Below are 21597 nucleotides of genomic sequence, written 5' to 3' on the forward strand. Positions count from 1 at the left end.
TGAAACTTAATTTTATCCTGCTAATCAATTTAATCATTATAGAAAATAAGCCTATCTAAATCGAGGAATTAATGAATATAAACCAGGGAATCATGATGAAGCACTAGCTCAGTATCAAGAAGTTATTCAACGAAGTAACGATGATTACCGACCTTATTATCAATGAAGGAGCGGTTCATTTGTCCTAAAAAATACAGATTTGATCTAATAGATTATGAGAAGGTTTTATGAAAATATTTCTTGCTAGCTAGTACAAAAAAACTATAATTTGTTATGATCGTATCTTGGTTTTTTTTAAATCAAATAATATTGAAGAGATAACTACTGATTTAACCAAGTCTATCGTCTCAGACAAGGTTAATGAGGTAAGTTATCATAATAGTAGTTATCTCTATCCTGAAAAATGGAAATTCTCAAGCTGTCTTTAACTATTTAACTGAAGTAAAAAGTAATTGGATGGAATTTGAACAGGAAAGCCACGGTGATATCCTAACAGTTCCAGTCAGCGAAAAAGCAGTTGATATTGACAAGATTAGTCAGTCCGAAAAAAGGATGCTCACTATATTTTTCTCAATCCTTGGCAATCTCTTTTGATTACTAGTGGGGTCGGAGCTATTTGTTTTTTTCGAATAAAATGTTTAATTTTGCTATATTTCGACTGTTGAGGCAGTAATAGCCACTATTTATAATTATCAAAAGAGATAACCCAGCCATTTACTCATGATAGGAGCATAATCAATACTATACCCCTATCCATTCGGTGTTAGGTCCCTCTCAGCTGCCATTAACTATGAGTTTGAGTCGAGTTAATTAACTTCTGCATGGTGGGCAGCTTCTGTTTGATAAACAATCGTCTCATGATCATCTTCAAGCTTGATTTCAGGATTTTTTCTTCCGGGTGTAGTAATCAAACGTGCACCCTTGCTGCCCGTAAAATAACTCCAAGCCCACTGAATCATGACAATTAATTTATTGTCAAATTCGAGTAAGTAGAAAACATGGATAAATAACCAGACAAACCAAGCGAGAAAACCAGATAATTTCAGCCAACCCATATCAACAACAGCCTTATGTTTTCCAATTACCGCTAAGTTTCCCCAGTCAGTATATTTGAAAGGAGATAAGGGACGGCTTTGGAGACTATTGCGGATAAAACGCGCTACATATTCCCCCTCTTGCATGGCAACGGGTGCAATACCAGGTAAAATTCCGCCTTTTCCATCAGAATAATGGGCTAAGTCTCCAATGACAAAGATATTCGGATACTTGGATAAGTTAAAGTTAGGTTCAACCATAACCCGTCCGGCTTTATCTAGTTGAGCCTCAGCACAATCGGCTAAGGTCTTGGCCATCGCAGACGCTTTCATCCCTGCTGTCCAGAGAACTGTGCGAGTGCGAATTTGCTCGATGGTTTCGCCCTGACTGTAAGTGACCAGCTGACCCTTAATGTTGGTGACTCTTACACCAGTTTTGACTGTTACCCCTAATCGTTCTAAAGATTTCTGAGCTTTAACGGAGAGATGAGGAGGATAGGTGGGTAAAATATACTGAGGACTTTGTAAGAGCACGATTTCAGATTGGGAAGTATCAATGTTGCGGAAATCTTCTTTTAGGGTTCCATGGGCTAGTTCGGCTAAGGCTCCTGCCAATTCTACCCCAGCAGGACCCCCACCCACTAAGACAAAAGTTAACCAGTCTTTTCTTCTTTCAGGGTTAGGTTCTTTTTCGGCTGACTCAAAAGCGATAAATACCCGCTGACGAATTTCTAGGGCGTCTTCAATAGTTTTCAGTCCAGGAGCTTTTTCTTCCCAATCATTGCCAAAGTACTGATGGGTTACTCCTGTCGCGACAATCAGAGAATCATATTCAATTTCTCGGTAACGGAGTTTCACCGTTTGCCTTTCAGGATCAATAGCGGATACTTCTCCCATTAGCACTTCTGTATTTTTGCTCTTACTCAACAAAGCCCGTAAAGGAGAAGAAATATCAGCCGGGGATAATCCTCCCGTGGCTACTTGATACAGTAACGGTTGAAAAACGTGAAAATTACGTTTATCAATCAGGGTGACTTTGACGGGGGCTTTGGCAAGTTTTTGAGCAGCATAAAGTCCCCCAAAACCACCACCAATAATCACAACATGATGAAGGTCAGTTTGATTTTTTTGTTGATTAACCATAAGTTTTTGTCTCTTTATTTGGGTTAGTCTGGAAAAATTTTAGAAATACTGATACTCAAACAAAACCGACACGTCAACAATCTTGACTCAAGATGTATTGGAGATTAAAAGTTCCATTGAAGTGATTCTAGTGATTTTTTGGAGTGTTGGTTAGTGCCAGGCTCGTCCCTAACTCTAACATAATAGCCTAATTGATTTAAAAAGACCTTAAAGTATATGTTAATACTATTTAATTATTAGAAGACTGATTGATTACCAAATTTTTTATTTTTTTTTATAAAAATAAAAAAGCTTATTGATATTTAAAACAAAAACTAGATGATATAAGTTGAAATACTTGGGTAATTGTTTATCGATAAACTTTGTTATAAATTTCAAAAAAAATCAAATTAATATAGTTGAATTTTGGATAAAATCACGATACGATAAAAGAGGACTAATGAACAACTAGATTTTGATTTAAACTATGATAATGGTTATTAAGTTAATAATAACTCGATATTTAGAGTATTCATGCTAAAATAAAGTGCACTTAATTTATTGAAATATCTAGTTATTATTAACTAATTTTGAGTAATGTAAAATATACAATGAATAATTCCATTTTTTTATAAAATAAATGCATAACTCCTGATTGACAAAATTAAGGTCAGATGATTGGGATATAAAATTTTAACTATATTTTAAACAAATCTTAAAAAAATGCACTATGTACTATTTTCTTATATAATTTAAGAAGTTAAAAAGTATACAAAATATTTTTTAATAAATCTCATATGTCCGTTATGGAACAACTAATGTACCAACAGGTGAAGAGCTGCCAAGAGGATGTTTATGTTTAACTATCTTCCACCTTTAAATGACCATAATTTACCCTATCCCGATACCATTCATCCCATCGTTGTACATTTCGTCATTGCAATGGTTTTGTTTGCTTTTCTATGCGATACAATTGGCTACTTCACTCGCAATCCTCGTTTATACGAAGTAAGTTGGTGGAATATGTTAGTTGCTACCGTTTCTATTTTTATAGCCATTATTTTCGGTCAATATGAGGCAGGATTAGCTCAACCTTATGAAGTAGTACGACCTGTATTACATCTTCATACGTTGATTGGGTGGTCATTATCAGGAATCATTGCGGCAATTACGGGGTGGCGTTATGTAATTCGCTCAAAAACCCCTGAAGAACTGCCGGCCCCCTATCTAGGCTTGGTATTAATTTTAGTGGCAATTGTTGGTGTTCAAGTGTATCTTGGAGACGAACTAGTGTGGGTGTACGGGCTCCACACCGTTCCTGTTGTTGAAGCCATTAAAGAGGGAATTTTACAATAATGAATCCTAAAGTAATTGATACATTCATAACTGATTTGGGCGCAAATGGACTTCCTTATTCAGTTCCTATCCATCCTAATCTAGTTCATCTGACTATAGGATTGTTTATAATTGCCATTACTTTTGATACCCTAGGGGCAATGTTTGGGTTCCAAAAACCTGTGTTTAAATTCTTTGCCATTCCCGCTACCCGTAGCAATTTTTTTGATGTCGGTTGGTACAATCTGTTAGCAGCCTCGATTATCACAATTTTCACTGTAGCGGCCGGATTTTATGAGATGATGTTAGCCAACCCCGTCACTGATGTTAAAAGTGCTTGGGGACTTGGTGCAATGGACACCATGTTGTGGCATGGTGTAGGGGGAGTATTTATCTTTGCTTTTATGATTGGAATGACTATCTGGAGAGGATTTCAACGATTTCTCTGGCGGAGAGAAAGAACCATCCAGGTACAGTGGGCGTATTTAGGAGTAGGTTTCTTTATGTTATTTCTGTTGTTCCTTCATGGAACCTTGGGGGCACAAATTGCTGCAGAATTTGGGGTCCACAACACAGCTGATCAATTGTTAGAATCAGGACACGAATCTCAGTTACTGATGTCAGAAGTCAATTACCCCAAAGAGTATAAGTCAAAATTATGACCTTTCTGAGTAAAAATCTTATTGATTAAGGATTACTTTTATTGTTCTGGTATTTATTAATTATGAGACTTCGCAACATCTTATTTTTGATTGCTTATGCGATTGCCTTAACATTGATTAGTCTTTGGATGGGGAAAGTTTCTTATTCTTGGTTTCCTCCCCAAGCTTCGGCAGAATCTCTATTAATTGATGAATTGTTTGCTTTTTTCGTAACTATAGGAACTTTTATTTTCTTAGGAATTGCCGGAGTAATCATCTACTCCGTTGTTTTCCAACGAGCAGCCAAATATGATTATAGTGATGGTCCTCATATTGAAGGAAACGTAGCCCTGGAAATTGTTTGGACATCCATTCCCATCCTTTTGGTATTTTGGTTAGCGGGATATAGCTATCAGGTTTACGATCAAATCGCTATTCGCGGTTCAATGGAACTGAACTCCTTACCAATTGTTTCTGGACAAACTGCTATTGTTATTACAGAACCTAGTCAAGCCATTGAAGTGATTGCAAAACAGTGGTCTTGGGTGTTTCGTTATCCTGAAAAGGATGTAACCAGTACCGAATTGCATCTTCCTGCAAATCAGAGAGTTAGCTTGACATTAAAATCAGAAGATGTACTGCATGGCTTATATATTCCAGCTTTTCGAGTTAAACAAGATATCGTTCCTAACAAAACCACTAACTTTGAATTTACTCCCATTAAGGAAGGGAGATATCGCTTAAGAGACTCTCAATTTAGTGGAACTTATTTTGCTACAATGCAAACAGATGTAGTGGTAGAGTCCCCTGAAGCTTACCAAAAGTGGTTATTTGAAACAGCGAAACGCAAACCGTCTCCCGCAAATAATGTTGCAGCTTCAGAATATGTCCAGCAAACAGAAAAAGCCTTTAAAACTGGCTGGCCGACAATTGTTCCAGCAGAACCGCCAGTAGTCAATTATCCTACCTAATCTAGGTTCGGGGTTCGCAGTTAAAAATATACCTTTTATTTTTTTTCCCCTTATCAATCATTTGTATTTGTAACAAACATCAAATGATTATAGTTAGCCGCATTCAATGTCAGGAAAAAATACATGACAGACCTTAGAATTAAAGACACAAACATTGTTACGGAAAGCTATCAGGACCTGTCTGCCAGAGATTGGAGAAGATACTTTAGCTTTAGTACAGATCATAAAGTTATTGGGATTCAATACCTAGTTACTTCTTTTATTTTCTTCCTCATTGGTGGAATCTTCGCCATGGTTATGAGGGGGGAATTAATTACCCCGGAAGCAGATTTAGTTGATCGCACTTTTTACAACGGAATGTTCACGATGCATGGCACTATTATGCTGTTTTTGTGGACATTTCCCTCATTGGTTGGGTTAGCTAACTATTTGGTTCCCATTATGATAGGGGCAAAGGACATGGCTTTTCCTCGTCTCAATGCGGCCGCCTTTTGGATGGTTCCGGTGGTGGGGATTTTAATGTTAGCCAGTTTTTTTGTCCCCAGTGGATCAGCCCAGGCGGGTTGGTGGTCTTACCCTCCGGTTAGTGTTCAAAACCCCACGGGACAGTTGATTACAGGACAGGTTCTCTGGTTGTTGGCAGTGGCTATTTCTGGAGTCTCCTCGATTATGGGGGCGGTCAATTTTGTAACTACTATAGTTAAAATGCGCGCCCCTGGAATGACCTTTTTTCGACTACCAATTTTTGTTTGGGCAGTCTTTAGCGCGCAAATTATTCAATTATTTGGCTTACCGGCCCTCACCGCAGGGGCAGTTATGTTACTATTCGATGTCACCGTAGGGACCAGCTTTTTTGACTCCTCTCGAGGAGGAAACCCGATTTTATTTCAACACTTTTTCTGGTTTTATTCCCACCCTGCAGTCTATGTAATTATTCTGCCCATCTTTGGTATTTTCTCGGAAATTTTCCCCGTTTATTCGCGTAAACCTTTGTTTGGATATAAAATTGTTGCGATTTCTTCGTTACTCATTGCTGGGGTTAGTGGCTTAGTTTGGGTACACCATATGTATGCTAGTGAAACCCCAGGTTGGATGCGGATGGTGTTTATGCTGTCTACCATGTGTGTGTCAGTTCCCACCGGAATTAAAGTGTTTGCTTGGGTAGCTACTATCTGGGGAGGGAAACTACGCCTCAACACCCCTATGTTATTCGCTTTGGGGGCGTTGGTTATGTTTATTTTTGCTGGCGTAACGGGCATTATGTTGTCAGCAGTACCTTTGGACATTCATGTAAATAACACCTATTTTGTTGTAGGACATTTCCATTATGTTCTCTATGGAACAGTCACAATGGGAATGTATGCCGCTATTTATCATTGGTTTCCTAAAATGACGGGGCGAATGTATTATGAAAGTTGGGGTCAAGTCCACTTCTGGTTAGCTTTTATCGGAACGAATTTGAACTTTTTACCTATGCACCCTTTGGGGTTACAAGGAATGTTACGTCGGGTATCTTCTTATGACCCTGAGTACACCTTTTGGAACGTGGTAGCGAGTCTTGGGGCATTTTTACTAGGAATGTCTACATTGCCTTTTATTGTCAATATGGTTAGTTCTTGGATACAAGGACCGATCGCCTCGAATAACCCTTGGCGTGCTATTGGGTTAGAGTGGATAATTGCCTCTCCTCCTAGTATAGAAAATTTCGAAGAGCTTCCCGTAATTGTTTCTGGCCCCTATGGTTATGGTAAGTCAGATCCATTAGTTGCTAATGAGGAAGCAATGGTAGGACATAGTAAATAGTTAACAGTTAATAGTTTTTGATTCCCTGATTTGAAAATTTGGAGAGTACAATGGATAGTTCAGTTTCTTCAGAACAATTGCATGGGGCAATAGGAGGACATGAACACGATGCAGAGGGCAATAGTCTCTTTGCCTTTGTTGTGTTTCTTCTCTCAGAGAGTATTATTTTTCTCAGCTTTTTTGTCGGATATTGTGTTTACAAAACTACTGCGGTTGACTGGCTGCCAGCAGGCGTGACAGGACTAGAAATTAAAGAACCTGCTATTAATACGGCGGTTTTGGTGTCTAGTAGTTTCGTTATTTATATTGCTGAAAAATGTTTAGAACGCAGTCAATTTTGGGCTTTTCGTTTTTTTCTGTTAATAACTATGGCAATGGGAAGCTACTTTTTGATTGGACAAATTACCGAATGGAATAGTCTAGAATTCCGCTTCACCTCTGGCGTATTTGGGGGAATGTTTTATCTCCTAACAGGGTTTCATGGGTTGCACGTTCTCACCGGTGTTATTTTACAAACTTTGATGTTAGGTCGTTCCTTTTTTCCAAAGAATTACGAAGGGGGACATTTTGGCGTGATGGCAACCTCTTTATTTTGGCATTTTGTTGATGTTATTTGGATTATTTTATTTATCTTGATTTATCTATGGCAATAGATAATAGGTAACAAATAATAGGTAAGATAGAGGCAATTATGATTATTGATGATCAACATTATGATGTAATTATTGTTGGTACAGGGGCAGGAGGAGGAACTTTAGCTAATAAACTAGCCCCTACAGGTAAGAAAATATTAATCCTAGAAAGGGGAGACTTTATGCCCCTGGAGGAACAAAATAGAGCTAACGTTGATGTTTTTAAAAAAGAACGTTATCGTGCACCAGAACGCTGGTATAACAGGGATGGAGAGACGTTTTCTCCTCAGACAAATTATGCAGTTGGTGGGAATACAAAAATTTACGGTGCGGCATTAGTTAGAATGCGGGAAAAAGACTTTGAAGATGTGGAACATCAAGAAGGAATTTCACCCGCTTGGGGGCTAAAATATAGTGACTTTGAACCCTATTATACCGAAGCAGAAAAACTTTACATGGTTCATGGCCGAACGGGGGATGATCCTACTGAACCTTTTCGTAGTTCGGATTATCCTTTACCCCCGATAGAGAACGAACCCCAAATTCAAAAGATTGTTGATGCGATCACCCAACAGGGGTTACATCCCACGACATTGCCTCTAAGTTTAACTCGCGCAGAAGATGATCCTACAGGAGACTCGGAAGTCTTTGGTATTATGCCAGCCTTGAAACATTCCAATGTGACCCTTAAAACCTCAGCCAAGGCGGTCTGTTTGCTGACTAATTCCTCAGGAGAAGCAGTTAGAGCTGTAGAAGCCAAAATTTCTGGTCAATCTTACCTGTTTTTTGGAGAGATAATTGTTTTAGCGTGCGGTGCGATAAATTCATCGGCTTTACTGTTACGTTCTGCTAATCATAAACATCCTAATGGATTGGGGAATAGTTCTGATCAGGTGGGGCGTAATTTTATGAAACATCATCAAACTGCGATGGTAGAATTGAGTGCCAAGTCAAATTCGGGACAATTTCTCAGAACAGTTAGTATCAATGACTTTTACTGGGGTGACGAAAATTTTCCTTACCCAATGGGTCATATTGAGAATACGGGGGGACTGCTTCAAGATATTATTTTTGCCGAATCTCCTCCCATTTTATCGGTTTTAGCCAAGGGTATGCCTGGGTTTGGACTTGAACAGTTAGCGAAACGATCTATCGGTTGGTGGATGTATACGGAAACCTTGCCTGATCCGAATAATCGTGTAAGAGTCAGCGGGGATAAGCTATATGTTGAATACACCCCGAATAATATTGAGGCACATGATCGCCTAATTTATCGCTGGATAGATGTGTTAAAAAAGGGAGAACATAAGCTGGGGAATTCTGTTTTTGAGAAGCTAGCAGTTTACCCCCGTGGTGAAGTGACTATACAGGCGGTTGCTAACCAATGCGGTACTTGTCGCTTTGGGGAAGATCCGGCTAGTTCTGTTCTTGACTTCAACTGTCGTGCTCATGATCTTGAAAATCTTTACATTGTTGATAGTAGTTTCTTTCCATCAAGTTCAGGGGTTCCTCCAGCATTAACAATTATTGCTAATGCCTTGCGGGTGGGCGATCATCTAATAAAGAGGTTTGAGTAAAAACCGGAGGTTAAGAGTCAATATTGCCAATAAAAAGGTTTTAAAGTGGGGATGAAGACCAATGCTCTTTTAATCCCCATGTAGGGAAGCCCCAAAAAATACAACTTTAACCTTTGTTATTATTTTTGTTTGACTGAATTGTTTATAAACAATATGACTATATGTTGATTAATACACAAACAGCGAAAGACTGTTTCTAAAATAGAAATGATGAAACAGTTAAATGCGGAGATAAAACATTAGGCTTTTAGAGTACTTAAGAAAATTATTCTATGAGCTGAGAGTTTTACTCTAAAAAACTTCTACGTCTTTCTAGGTGACTTTGTTTTTTTCTGAATCTTCTAGATTGAGTATGATTGAGTTGACATCTAAATAATTTCCAAAACTTTTATTCTGAGTGTATTCTATAACTCTAAAAAATTTGATTTCCATAAATTTGATTTCCATAAAAATTAAGTTTTTTTGACCTTATAAAGCTTATGGAGTAAAATTTTCAGCTTTTATTTATTATGATTTTGTAACAGCTAGTCTAAAAGAGCCTTAATTGTTTTAGTTATCTTAATATATTTCAAAGTCCAAGCTGCTCTACTACAGCACACTCATGTAGTATATGACTATCTGCTATTAACGAGTTTTCTCCATGTAAAAATATTTACAGGAGTAACAGGTAACTTTAATAATTAAAAAACATTTGATTTAGGTACTTTTGAAATTACAGGTTTTTGTGATTGTAATCATAGTAGCTTTAGATAGGATTGTAGAATCAGCGAATTTTCTAAACTTATAATTTTTTATGATCTATAAGTTCTCATTTTAATTAACTTCGTTTTTATATTAATACCTTCTACTGTTCCTTAAGTTTTTTAAAAATAAAAATAGGTAACAATTTATACAAAAAATCTTTAATTATTCCACAGCTTTTTTGAAAAAAATAGTTGATTTTAATAGTTGTGACACCAAGTCTAGATTTTTATAAAAAAGACTGGTTAGGTTTTATTCCCCTAGTTTAATTTAACCTTTTGTTCTTGATATATTTTTTTATATAAAAAAATATGTTACTATTTAATCATGACATAGTTTTTGAAACTAATATTTTTAAGTTTTTTAACTTCTAGTCAAAGTTTTTTTGATTATATAGTTTATAATTTATGTAAATTTATTAACACTAAATAATAACTTGCCTGTCTTGCAATTAGATTAGTCTTATCAATCATTAACCGTTTTAATTACTTATTTTTTATCTGTCATTCTTGACCTAAATCTTTGAGCATTGTTTCTATTGATCGTACACTCAATCTATATATTTTGGACATATTCTTAATTTCACTATTTAAGATTTATTCAATAATTTTTATCTTAAATCTTTCAGAAATGTAAAAAACTTAACTTATCTGTAAAGCTCTTTACACATTAATTGTGTCTCATTTGACTACGATATATCTTGAGATATACATATCTTGAGATATACGGGGTTCTCTGTCTAAGACAAATCTCTCATAAGTCAATTGATGATTTTAATGAAGTTTCCTGGTGGTTGAACTATAACGAATACAGGTTGCTATCGAGTCTATTTTTTCGATAAGTCAAACTATTCCTATCTCGTCTCAAATCTGATAATGGGTAATGGTGAATCCTTCTAAATTTGAAATTTTAGACATAAATAAAATTAGCTCTTGAGCCGAAGATAATTTAATCCAAGAACAAAGTCTATTAGAATACTATCTGTATAATAATCATGGCTTTTGATAAGCTTACTATATAACGATTAAATTTTGTATTCACGTCTTTAATTTCTACATGATAGGTTTGGTAGAAACATTTAATTACTTTGTTTTTTCCTACTGACCTGTCGAAAGTTTAAACCAATTTACAATCAGAAAATATGGGGCGAGCTTGATCCACTTTTTTAGTTCTGTACGAGCTTTTATTAAATTAGAGTTGATGAGAGCTAAAGATTTAAATAATGTTTGACGTCAAATCCAAAGAGGATTATATCTTGAAGTTGATCATACCTTTATTTCAGAGCATTAGACTAAAATTTAAGACCCTTATCTCTTCAGAGATTTAGTTATTATCGAACAATCACGGGTTAGTCCAATGTTATAGAGATCGTTTTATCCATTCCGGATGAAATATATCTGACGAAATTTGTCAATTGAGTATTCGATAATCAACCTTAATATTGGGTGCGAAAATTTTCCTTGATTAACCTAACTAGTTTAAGTCAAGCTATGATTAAGTTAATCAGATTTAAGGAAATTTCAGGTCAACAACTATGAACTATATAGTTCGAGCTTTCTATAACTGGTATCGAAATGCAATGAAACGACCTCAATATCGTCGGCTTATTATTCTCGGAACTCTTATTTATCTATTAAGTCCTGTTGATATTTCACCAGATTTAATCCCTATTTTAGGATGGATTGACGATGGCTTGCTGATATTTTTATTAGTGAGTGAACTTTCTAGCTTATTTTGGAAATATAGTCAAAAACGTCATAATGATAGAACTGTTGATGACAATTCTTCCTATGCAACCACCATCGATGTTGAAGTCATTCAGTAAATTATCTACTTTTATCTAGAAATAAGGAGAGAATATCAATTTTTTAGCTTCTTAGTTTGATCCTTCGGTACCATTGTCGATGGTGTCTTAAATGTATTTTAGATAAGGAAAAAAGGTGAAAGTTTTAGTTATTGGCAATGGAGGGCGCGAACACGCCTTAGCATGGAAACTGTTACAGTCTCCTCGAGTTGAACAGTGTTGGTGTGTTCCAGGAAATGGGGGAACCGCCCTATTAGAAGGGTGCAAAAATATCCCCTTAGCAGTAGAGGATATCGACGGTATTGCCCAAGTTGCCCTTCAAAATCAAGTTGATTTGGTGGTAGTCGGCCCAGAAGTTACCCTATCGTTAGGGATTAGCGATCTCCTTCAACAAGAAGGTATCCCTGTTTTTGGTCCTACCCAACTCGGAGCAAAAATTGAGTCAAGTAAGTCCTGGGCAAAAACTCTCATGGCTGAAGCGGGAGTTCCTATCGCCCAAGGAGAAACTTTTTCTAATGCAGCCGCGGCTAAAGCTTATATCACTCAACAAGGAACTCCTATTGTCGTTAAAGCTGATGGATTAGCGGCTGGAAAAGGGGTTATTGTCGCCCAAACAGTCCCAGAAGCCTATACTGCAGTTGATGACCTCTTTAAAGCGGGATTTTCCCTGATTGTGGTAGAGGAATGTTTAATCGGGGAAGAAGTCTCTATATTAGCTTTAACTGATGGAATAACAGTTCGTTCCCTACTACCTGCCCAGGATCACAAGCGCATTGGAGATGGGGATACAGGACTTAACACAGGGGGAATGGGGGCTTATTGTCCAGCTCCAATCGCCACACCAGACTTATTACAACGGGTCGACAAGGAAATTTTGCAACCCACTGTAACCGCTTTACGCAACCGTGGGATAGACTATCGAGGTGTTTTGTATGCAGGATTAATGGTATCGCCTCAAGGAGAACCCAAAGTATTAGAGTACAATTGTCGCTTTGGTGATCCTGAAACCCAGGCGGTGTTACCTTTGTTGAAAACTCCTTTAGATCAAGTTATCTTAGCTTGTGTACAACAGCGTTTAGGAGAGTTACCCCCCCTACGTTGGCGCTTAGGAACGGCGGTGTGTGTAGTGGCAGTTTCTGCGGGGTATCCTGGACAATATGAGAAAGGGAAACTAATTACAGGTATTCAAGAGGCGGAGGCGATGGGAGTGACTGTGTTTCAGGCAGGAACTGCATTAGAAGGGGATCGCCTAGTAACAGATGGAGGAAGGGTTTTAGGGGTAACAGCGATCAGACAAAATTTTAGTGAGGCTATCATTGGAGTTTATCAAGGGGTTGATTGTATTGACTTTGAAGGAAAATATTATCGTCGAGATATCGGACATCGGGCGCGATCTAGAAAAGGCTAAAATTTAGCCAACTTTAAAGTGAGAATTTTGCGCTATTGGGTAGGTGTAGAAATATAGGTTAAGAGAAGATTAGCTAAGAGTCTTATGGGTTGCGCTTTAGAGTTATCTAGTTACCTATAACCCTAGGTACACCTTACACAGTGACGGTTTCAGCAGTTCTGACAAGTGTGCATTAAATATAAAGATTGTGCTACAGTAATGGGGAAGGAGCGCAACTAAACCTTAAAACCCCTATACTATACATCTTCTCAATCCCCGCAGTTTCAACTACTGTTACTTACTATCAGGGATTGATAAAGAAGCTGAATATATAGTATCTCTTTGTTGATAGGGACGGTGGATAGATTGGATCGCCTTCTGTAAGGTTTCTACTTCCATGCAAGTTCCCCCTTTTGCTCCTGCCATCGTGGTGATATTTTCTTCCATTAACGTTCCTCCAATGTCATTACAGCCCCATTGCAAGGCTTTTAATGCCCCATTTAGCCCTAATTTAACCCAACTGGGTTGATGGTTAGAGATCCAGTTTCCTAACATAATTCTTGCAACTGCTGTTAACAATAAATTATTTTCTAATATAGGTTGATCTCTTCCCACTCTTTTTCTTAGGGGTTGGGGGGCTTCTTTTCCAACAAAGGGTAATAAAACAAACTCCGTAATTCTGGCAGGATAACCCTTTTCGATAGCTGTTTTTTGAAGGTTTCTTAAATGAATTAAATGTTGTATTTGTTGTTGCGGGGTTTCGATATGACCACATAATATGGTACTCGTAGTAGGGACTCCTAAACGATGGGCAGTGCTCACGATTTCTAACCAAGTTTGTGTATTGATCTTTTCAGGGCAAATAACACGCCTTACGTCATCATCCAAGACTTCTGCGGCAGTTCCTGGCATGGATCCTAACCCTGCATCCCGCAGGGCAATAATGACATCACTGTAACTAATGTCATCTTCTCTGGCAATAAATTGGACTTCTTGGGGAGAAAAAGCGTGTAAATGAAGTTGGGGGAATTCTCGTTTTAAAGTTTTTACTAATTTTAAATAATAATCAAGGGAAGTTTGGTTTAACTTAGCTTGGGGATGTAACCCTCCTTGTATACAAATTTCTGTCGCTTGTTTTTGAACAGCATAAGCAGCTTTTGCAAGTATTTGGTCTGTTCTTAACCAGAATGCCCCCGTTTGTCCTGTATCCCGTCGAAAGGCACAAAAATTACAATGTTGTTCACAAATATTCGTAAAGTTAATATTACAATTGATCACGTAGGTAACAGTATCTCCTACTTGTTGCTGACGCAGTTTATCTGCTGTTTTTCTGATAGTATTAACTGATGTTTTCTCAGTTTGAGTTAACAAAATAATCCCTTCTTCTGGTAATAAATCAATCCCTTCTATGGCTTTATTTAAAATAATATCTATAGGTTTTATTTTATAAATCATACTTATTTAATCAGTCGAAATTCAGTTTTCATTGAAATGAACCATTAAGCAGTATTGTATCGCCAAGATAGTCAGTCTTTCCATCCTCCCTGTCTTCTTTGTACTATCTATTTCTGTCGAGGAGAGAAAATATTGTTAATCAACAATAAAATCAACCTTCTGTTTAAACGGAAGGAAAAAGTCTTACAAAAATAGGATGCTCTTGATTTCAATGTTGTCAAGTTATTGCAATTATCGCCAACACTGTAAGGTCTAATACTTTCTCAAAAGTAGTAAGTATGTTGTTTTCAGCAGAAACCAGTGGTAGTTTTTTATTTTTACACACCTAAACTTGCTGTCGCTGAATATTGATCGACCAAGTCAGCTCGGTCCTATTATTCAAACAGTGTAAAATTTTGTTCTATAAATCTAATGTACTTCGGTCAGGAGCGCAAATTTCGATTCACCAGTCCGGCGGACTTTACTGGAAGCTATCTTCATCACAGAGGTGATCACTTTTAACGACAGCAATCTAAGAAACAGGAGATAACAAGAAAACAATACATGGGAGTTCTTGAATAGCTTCACATGTATTAGTTTAAAGGCTGATAGCATTAACGAGATTGCAGCGGGTACAGGAATAAAACAATTTTGGTTGGTATAGGCTTTTACTTCGCGTGTACATCGATAAATTTCTAAGCCGGAGATGCTTAAATGTTGGATTTTTGGAGAAAAGCATTTAGCATTTAAGGAGTTAGTAATGCTAGGTGATTGCCTAATCGAAGTTATCGAGGTTACTTACAAAAGGATATAAGAAGGCGCAATGTATTTTTGGGATATGGCAAACACTCTTTTGATTGTATGAACATTAAAGAAAAATTCGATCAATATCCTCCCGACATGCAGCAATGGATGATACAACAGGAAAAAACTAAATTAACTCGTATTAAACAAGCTTTAGAGAAAGGTAAAACAGTTTACACTCAATTAAAACAAGAAAATCAAGGGAAATGGTTAGAAGAAACTATTCAATTATTAGAACAATACTTAAACCTTCTCCCTTCAAGGGACTATCTTTTGGAAGAAGTTTCTGATAACTATATCTTACAAGTGTGGGAGAGACTAGAAAATGATTCTAGTTTATACGAATTAATTTCTCAAGTGGAAACACGATATGAAGAATTACTAAAAATAAAACTCTAATCAGGTTTATTTAAACGCAATTGTTTAAGCAAGCTGTACACAAGAGGAGAGAGAACAACCCCCATCGCTAAGACAAAAATTAACCCGCTAAACAGTGCATAAAGTGAGGCAAAAAACTTGGCACTATTGGTTAATAATGGACTAACAGGACCCATTCCACTGAGAATCATAGACGCTTCCACCATAGCATCGATCCAACTTAAATGGGCAGTCCAATGATAACCAATAATACCGACTAAAAGTCCGAGTAAGATAAAAAGAGTAGACAAACTCAGATAACTCACAAAATCACGAATAAACGTGTTCTCTGTACGAGTTCTTTTGTCCAAGAGTGATTCTACTTGTTTCCAGTCTTCCATGGATTGTGATGGGGGCTTCTGTTTAGAAAATAGATGGACATTAGCCGAGTTTTTTCTCAGTTGTGGTTTGGTTACTGTTATACTCTTGAGTGGTTGTCTCATCTTTACCCTTAATAGTAAACATTCAACCCTAATAATAAACCCCCAAATCGGATTAGCCTAGTGGGGGGATGGGGAAATGTTACAAATTAGAAACATAAACTTTTTTGTAAAAATCAATACAGCTATTTAATTAAGAAATAATCTTCTAAAGCAAAAGCGAGCATTAATATTTAAGATCTTTTAAAGATATGGCAATGTAGAAAGTAAGTATTGAGAAATTTGGATAATCTTATTTGGGAACAAGCTTTTTTTTGATGTCTGTACGAGATGATGCACATTTTTCCTTGCGTCGCACTCTCGAAAAATATGGATGGATAATAACATAAGATTGTCTTATCTCTAACTCAGAACAAATGTTCTTAAGAAGAGACTTAGGCTAGAGAAGTAGTTTAAGAAAACTTAACTCTACTATATCTTTAGTTTTTTTTGATAAAAATAGGTAGTTTTTTCTATGCTTAAAGCCTAATTTCTTATGCTTTTTAAGCTTTTATAAAAATAAGTTTTTTGACATCAATCAGCTAATTTCAATAGGTATAAAATTTAGTCCTGTTTTTCTCTGTAAATTATTACAGATTTCTTTTTTAGAAGAGGTCTTGATGAAAGAACTAGTGACGTTTTATACAACTGGTTTAATTTTGCTTTTTATTCTTTATTTAAATCTTCTTTATTTTTGAGCAAATATATTAATTTTTAACTAGTATTTTGATGATATTTAGCTTCTTATTTAAAGTTTTTTTGTTTGTATGGTTGAGTATTAATTTGCTTCATAACATAAAACATATATACTTTACTTCAGCTTGTAGTATTAGTTTGTTTATAATCTTATTATAGGGTTTCTTAATATCTATACTAACCTCTTCAATCTTTATGAAAATTTAATTCTTGTAAGCCTTTATCTATTTTACTAGTTCTGTATTTTTATTATTCTTATATTTTTTAATATTACTCTTTTACTTAAAAGTACTAACACTATATAGTTACTTACTTTTTCTTTAAAAAGTATTTTTTGATTAATTACTAACTATTTGAATACCTTAGGGTGTTTCTAAAATTTTTAATTTTAATCTTCGAGATCGTTGCTTTTTTTGTACTTTATTTCTTTTATACACATTCTTTATCTCATCATTTAAGATGGATTGAAGATTTTTTTTATTAATTGTTCAAGATCTGTGTTTTTTTTAGAAAAAAATTAACTCTTATTTAATTGTGTTATACCTTGATTATATTTATTTGACGATAATTAACCTTCAAATAGATATATTTCTCTTGCCTAAGGTAAATCTATAATAGTTAATTCATTATTTTTATAAAGTTTTATGGTGGTTAAACCACTCAAATACAAGTTACTGCCTGGTCTATTTTTAAATAAAAAAACATTATTTTCTCATTGAAAATCTGATAATAAGTTATGGTAACTTTTTCTAAATTTAGAATCTTATTCATAAAAACTAGTTAAGTATTTGATATGTTATATAATAACAAAATTAAGATATTGAGTCTAGTTAAAAAACACAAAATTTACCAGAATATTATCTGTCTAATAAACAATAGAGTTTGATAATGAAGTTATCAAACCCTATTGTTTATCTTTTCTTTAAAATACTTATCAGAAATAATTCAATTAATTTCTTGATAGTTTTATATTTATTGACTCAAAATATCTAATAAATTTACTTGGATTTATGTTCAAATTAAATTATTTTAATGATTAAATTATCAATATTTAAAGTCCCATCAAAAAACTAAATATCTTATTTGACTTTGTTGAATAAATAAACAGCTTCATTACATTGTCTTAGTCAAAAACTGTTCACGCTATTATGAGATAAATCCTCAAATATCTCTAGGAAACAATTGTGTACTGAACATTAGGATTAAGTACTCAAATAGCAACTATAGAGGTTTGAATGACACTTGGAAGTTAATTTTTTGTAAAAGTTCCGACAACAGTCTCTAATCCTGACTACCTCTATTTTTAGCGCTCGCTTTATATTTCCGTACAGATTATATTTGAGTTTATCTATTAAGACTTAACTCCTACTAATAATCAATTTAAATTAACCTAATTTTAGGTTTTAGACCTCTCTATAAGCTCAAAATTAAGCAGTATTTTGAGCACCAAAAGGATAATCTTTTGGTTTATTTTTTTCTAATTCTTAGTAGAGAGGTTTATTGACAAAGTACTATTGATAGATACTGCCATTGTCAAATTCAACTCTCAACTTTTTTGTCAGCATTATATTCACAAGATTTAACCGCAACACTCTGACTTTTTAAAAGAGGAAAAGCAATGACATCCCGAATACTGACTGAATCAGTTAATAGCATTACTAAGCGATCTATCCCAATTCCTAATCCACCTGTGGGGGGCATCCCGTATTCTAAAGCGGTTAAAAAATCTTCATCAACTCCTTGTGCTTCTAAGTCTCCTGTAGCCTTTTGAGCGGCTTGTTTTTCTAATCTTTGTCTTTGCTCAATCGGATCAGTTAGTTCAGAAAAACTATTAGCTAATTCTCGTCCCACAATATATAGTTCAAACCGTTCTACTAAACCTTTTTGAGAGCGATGAGGCTTAGCTAAAGGAGAAATTTCTACTGGAAAATCAAGAACAAAAGTCGGTTGAGTTAGTGTTTCTTCAACGGTTTGCTCAAAGGCTTCATTGAGTAATTTACCTATAGAAAGACAATTATCAGGGACTTCAATTCCAGCTTTTCTAACAGCTTTTTTTGCTTCTTCTAAAGTTTTAAATTGATGAAAATCTAGACCGCTTTTTTCCTTAACAATTTCATGCATTGTTACCCTTCTCCACGGAGTAGATAAGTCAATTTCTTCCCCTTGGTAGATAACTTTTAAAGTTCCTAAAGTGTCCTGTGCCGCAGTAGTAATAATATTTACAGTTAATTCCATCATATCGAAGTAGTCCGCATAAGCTTGATACACTTCAATGGAAGTAAATTCAGGATTATGTTTGGTTGAAACCCCTTCATTACGGAAAATTCGTCCTAATTCGAAAACCTTTTCAAATCCTCCTACAATTAGCCTTTTAAGGTGTAATTCAGTAGCAATTCTCAGGTATAAATCCATCTCCAAGGTATTATGATAGGTGGCAAAAGGACGAGCTTCCGCTCCTCCTGCTTCTCCCTGTAAAACAGGAGTTTCTATTTCAATAAATCCTTTTTCATCTAAATAGCGACGAATCGAAGCGGTAATCTGAGCACGACGGCGAAAAGTCTGTCTTGCCTGGGGATTAATAATCAAATCAACATAGCGTTGACGATAGCGTTTTTCCGTATCTGTTAATCCATGCCATTTATCAGGTAAAGGTAACAGAGACTTGGTCAAAATAGTATAAGTATTAACATTAACAGATAATTCTCCCTTTTCAGTTCTTTTTATGTTTCCTGTTACCCCTAAAATATCACCAGTATCTGTTAACTTTTTGAGATTATTAAACGCATCAGGAAAATTATCCATAGAGGATTGAATCCGTTTCTTGTCTAAGTATAATTGAATGGTTCCTGTTTCATCTTGCAGGTTAAAAAAGGCTAGTTTTCCAAACACCCTACGGGCAATAATCCTCCCCGCGATAGCCACTTCTAGGTCAATTTCTTCCCCATCTTTAAGATCAATGTATTTATCCTGTAAGTCAGCCGCAGTATTGGTAGATTTCCATTTATAAGCGTAGGGAATTAAATTCAATCGTTTTAACTGCTCAACTTTCTCAAGACGTGTTGCGCGAATTTCTTCTAAAGTGGAGGCGGATTTGGATTCTTTTGGAGGCTGATTGGAAGACATTGTAATTGATAATTAAGATAGTATAAAACTACGAAGAAAAACTTCTGTTTGGGATTACCTAGAAACAGGAACCTAAACGAAATTTCATTATAACTTGTTACTCTTAAATATCTCCCAATTTCACCAAAATATTATGCTTAACAAATATGGAAAATAACTTTGACTTATAGTAGTTATTAAATGTTTAATCTGAAGTTTTTGATACCTATGGGCTCTGGTCCTTACCAAAATCCACATTCACCATTAGACATCACAGTTTGTAAGTTAGTTCTTAGTAGTTTCGAGTCTAGCTTGAGTAATTCAAGTAAACGTGATATTGGAACCGCATACATTAGCCTCCGCGAGGTTAGTACACTTAGAACAAGTGCCATAGAGATTTGCTCCACCTAAATCAGCTCTTGTTAAATTAACATAACTAAAATTGGTTTCGCTAAGCTTCGCATTTCCTAAGATTTACCTGACTTAAATTGGTTTTCCAAAAATCTACGCGAGACAACTCTGCTTTTTCTTAGTGGAGTTAATTTCTGTCGATGTTTCTAAACCATAGTTAAGACTTTAAAGTTCTTTGGGTTTGGGTTGCTTCATAACACTTTTTCCAAAACTAGCTGCGGTTATCTGTCCGTTGATGTACGTCCACTTTACTTAATGTTTGGGCTTTTTGCTCAAATAATTGCTTAGGCATTTTGAAAATGTTTGTATTGCCTGTAGCGGGACGCAATTGCTTGACTACACAAATAGGAGTTCCTGAAACAGATAAATCGGCAGACCCAAAGGTTACCCTAAAAATCTCTTTGTCTAAAATAAGTTCTTAGAGGTCAACACCCGTTTTTTAATTGAAGTGGAGTTCTATTGACGAATTTTAATATAGTAGCTCATGACACCTCACCGACGTCATATTTTTTGGCTTTGACTAATTGGATTCAAAAAAAGGTCAATACCAATTAATTAGGATAGTCCAATTTCAATATTCTCTGAGGAACATAATCAAAATTGTCTAAGTTGGCTATTTTTCTTTAGATAGAGTATCAGCAAGTCTCTCAATGTAGCCTTGCTGATGCTATAGAAGTTAGAAGTCAATCGATGGAAATTGATTGGGGACCACTTCCGTTATCGGAAGTGCTGTCTGTATAAGTAAAATTAGTAAGTCCTTGTTTTTCTAACCAGCTTTTTAAGGGATCTTCGGATAATTTTAGTTTTAGACTTCCAGATATAAGCCCCCCAGTAAATACTAAGGGGTGTTGTAAAAATTCCCGAAAAATAGGCTGTAATTCGTCTATAAACATCACAAATCTCCTTGTGTTTGATGAAATTAATAACTAGGGGTTTTGAAAAATTATTTTCTTCAATTATCCCCTTGTTAAAGGTTAAGTTAATCCAAGTAAATGGGATAAACTTACGGAGTAATTTGGTTAAGTCTACAATGGCTGAATTGTCAAGAAGGATAAATCCAGTTCTACTGATGATTGTTGTTCCGTTGGGCTCGTGTTTATTTAGATCACTGTTTGAATAGTTGCCTCTGATACTACAACTATTTTGAGAGACACAACCTGAGAATTTGGGTGTAAGCGAGCAAAGACTGACAGCTTATCCAAGTAGTCCCAACTGTATCAGTTCTCAAAGTTTTGACTCCGAACTTTACATTTATTCTATCACTCGT

The 21597-nt window shown here is 35.7% G+C and carries 14 protein-coding genes and 2 pseudogenes; 9 read left to right on the plus strand and 7 right to left on the minus strand.

What is annotated here, in order from left to right:
- Positions 1-806: 806 nt before the first annotated feature.
- Complete coding sequence (locus tag P3F56_RS05970; RefSeq protein WP_281152006.1) at positions 807-2177, minus strand: NAD(P)/FAD-dependent oxidoreductase; 1371 nt, start codon at positions 2175-2177, stop codon at positions 807-809.
- An 834-nt stretch (positions 2178-3011) separates the two neighbouring features.
- On the opposite strand from P3F56_RS05970, the gene P3F56_RS05975 reads away from it, so the two are divergent.
- The 8 genes from P3F56_RS05975 to purD all read left to right on the plus strand — a co-directional run bounded on the left by P3F56_RS05975 (position 3012) and on the right by purD (position 13068).
- Positions 3012-3512, plus strand: coding sequence for a DUF2231 domain-containing protein (locus P3F56_RS05975; RefSeq protein ID WP_281152007.1), 501 nt, complete (start codon positions 3012-3014; stop codon positions 3510-3512).
- Positions 3512-4153 carry a DUF2231 domain-containing protein gene (locus tag P3F56_RS05980; protein WP_281152008.1) on the plus strand — a complete coding sequence of 214 codons (642 nt, stop codon included), beginning with the start codon at positions 3512-3514 and terminating at the stop codon, positions 4151-4153. The genes P3F56_RS05975 and P3F56_RS05980 overlap by 1 nt, the downstream gene beginning before the upstream one ends.
- A 62-nt stretch (positions 4154-4215) precedes the next feature.
- Positions 4216-5103, plus strand: a complete 888-nt coding sequence (locus P3F56_RS05985) for a cytochrome c oxidase subunit II (RefSeq protein ID WP_281152009.1) — start codon at positions 4216-4218, stop codon at positions 5101-5103.
- 123 nt (positions 5104-5226) lie between these two features.
- Positions 5227-6906, plus strand: coding sequence for a cytochrome c oxidase subunit I (locus tag P3F56_RS05990; protein WP_281152010.1), 1680 nt, complete (start codon positions 5227-5229; stop codon positions 6904-6906).
- 50 nt (positions 6907-6956) lie between these two features.
- Positions 6957-7559: a cytochrome c oxidase subunit 3 gene (locus P3F56_RS05995; RefSeq protein WP_281152011.1), complete on the plus strand. Its 603-nt coding sequence runs from the start codon at positions 6957-6959 to the stop codon at positions 7557-7559.
- 38 nt (positions 7560-7597) lie between these two features.
- Positions 7598-9115, plus strand: a complete 1518-nt coding sequence (locus tag P3F56_RS06000; protein ID WP_281152012.1) for a GMC oxidoreductase — start codon at positions 7598-7600, stop codon at positions 9113-9115.
- Positions 9116-11390: 2275 nt separating this feature from the next.
- Positions 11391-11681, plus strand: coding sequence for a YkvA family protein (locus P3F56_RS06005; protein WP_281152013.1), 291 nt, complete (start codon positions 11391-11393; stop codon positions 11679-11681).
- Positions 11682-11796: 115 nt separating this feature from the next.
- Positions 11797-13068 carry a phosphoribosylamine--glycine ligase gene (purD, locus tag P3F56_RS06010; protein WP_281152014.1) on the plus strand — a complete coding sequence of 424 codons (1272 nt, stop codon included), beginning with the start codon at positions 11797-11799 and terminating at the stop codon, positions 13066-13068.
- A gap of 273 nt (positions 13069-13341) precedes the next feature.
- Here purD and cofH read toward each other — a convergent pair whose 3' ends face one another.
- Positions 13342-14502: a 7,8-didemethyl-8-hydroxy-5-deazariboflavin synthase subunit CofH gene (cofH, locus tag P3F56_RS06015; protein WP_281152015.1), complete on the minus strand. Its 1161-nt coding sequence runs from the start codon at positions 14500-14502 to the stop codon at positions 13342-13344.
- 750 nt (positions 14503-15252) lie between these two features.
- Between cofH and P3F56_RS06020 the strand changes: the two genes are divergently transcribed.
- Positions 15253-15684, plus strand: a complete 432-nt coding sequence (locus tag P3F56_RS06020) for a hypothetical protein (RefSeq protein ID WP_281152016.1) — start codon at positions 15253-15255, stop codon at positions 15682-15684.
- Here the strand turns inward: P3F56_RS06020 and P3F56_RS06025 are convergent.
- From P3F56_RS06025 to P3F56_RS06035, 5 genes and pseudogenes are all read right to left on the minus strand, one after another.
- Positions 15681-16145 carry a two pore domain potassium channel family protein gene (locus P3F56_RS06025; protein ID WP_281152017.1) on the minus strand — a complete coding sequence of 155 codons (465 nt, stop codon included), beginning with the start codon at positions 16143-16145 and terminating at the stop codon, positions 15681-15683. The two genes, P3F56_RS06020 and P3F56_RS06025, sit on opposite strands and share 4 nt — an antisense overlap.
- 2186 nt (positions 16146-18331) lie before the next feature.
- Positions 18332-19940 (minus strand): annotated as a pseudogene (gene lysS / locus P3F56_RS06030) (lysine--tRNA ligase); the annotation flags it as partial.
- A 300-nt stretch (positions 19941-20240) separates the two neighbouring features.
- Complete coding sequence (locus P3F56_RS10510) at positions 20241-20393, minus strand: pentapeptide repeat-containing protein (protein ID WP_405054784.1); 153 nt, start codon at positions 20391-20393, stop codon at positions 20241-20243.
- Positions 20371-20439 (minus strand): annotated as a pseudogene (locus P3F56_RS10515) (hypothetical protein); the annotation flags it as partial. The pseudogene P3F56_RS10515 and the gene P3F56_RS10510, both read right to left, overlap by 23 nt.
- A 574-nt stretch (positions 20440-21013) precedes the next feature.
- Positions 21014-21223 (minus strand): hypothetical protein, encoded by a 210-nt coding sequence (locus P3F56_RS06035; protein ID WP_281152018.1) that lies wholly within the window; start codon positions 21221-21223, stop codon positions 21014-21016.
- Positions 21224-21597 lie beyond the last annotated feature (374 nt).

Origin of the sequence: cyanobacterium endosymbiont of Epithemia clementina EcSB (genome assembly GCF_029919255.1) — a bacterium.
Taxonomy (GTDB): Bacteria; Cyanobacteriota; Cyanobacteriia; order Cyanobacteriales; family Microcystaceae; genus Rippkaea.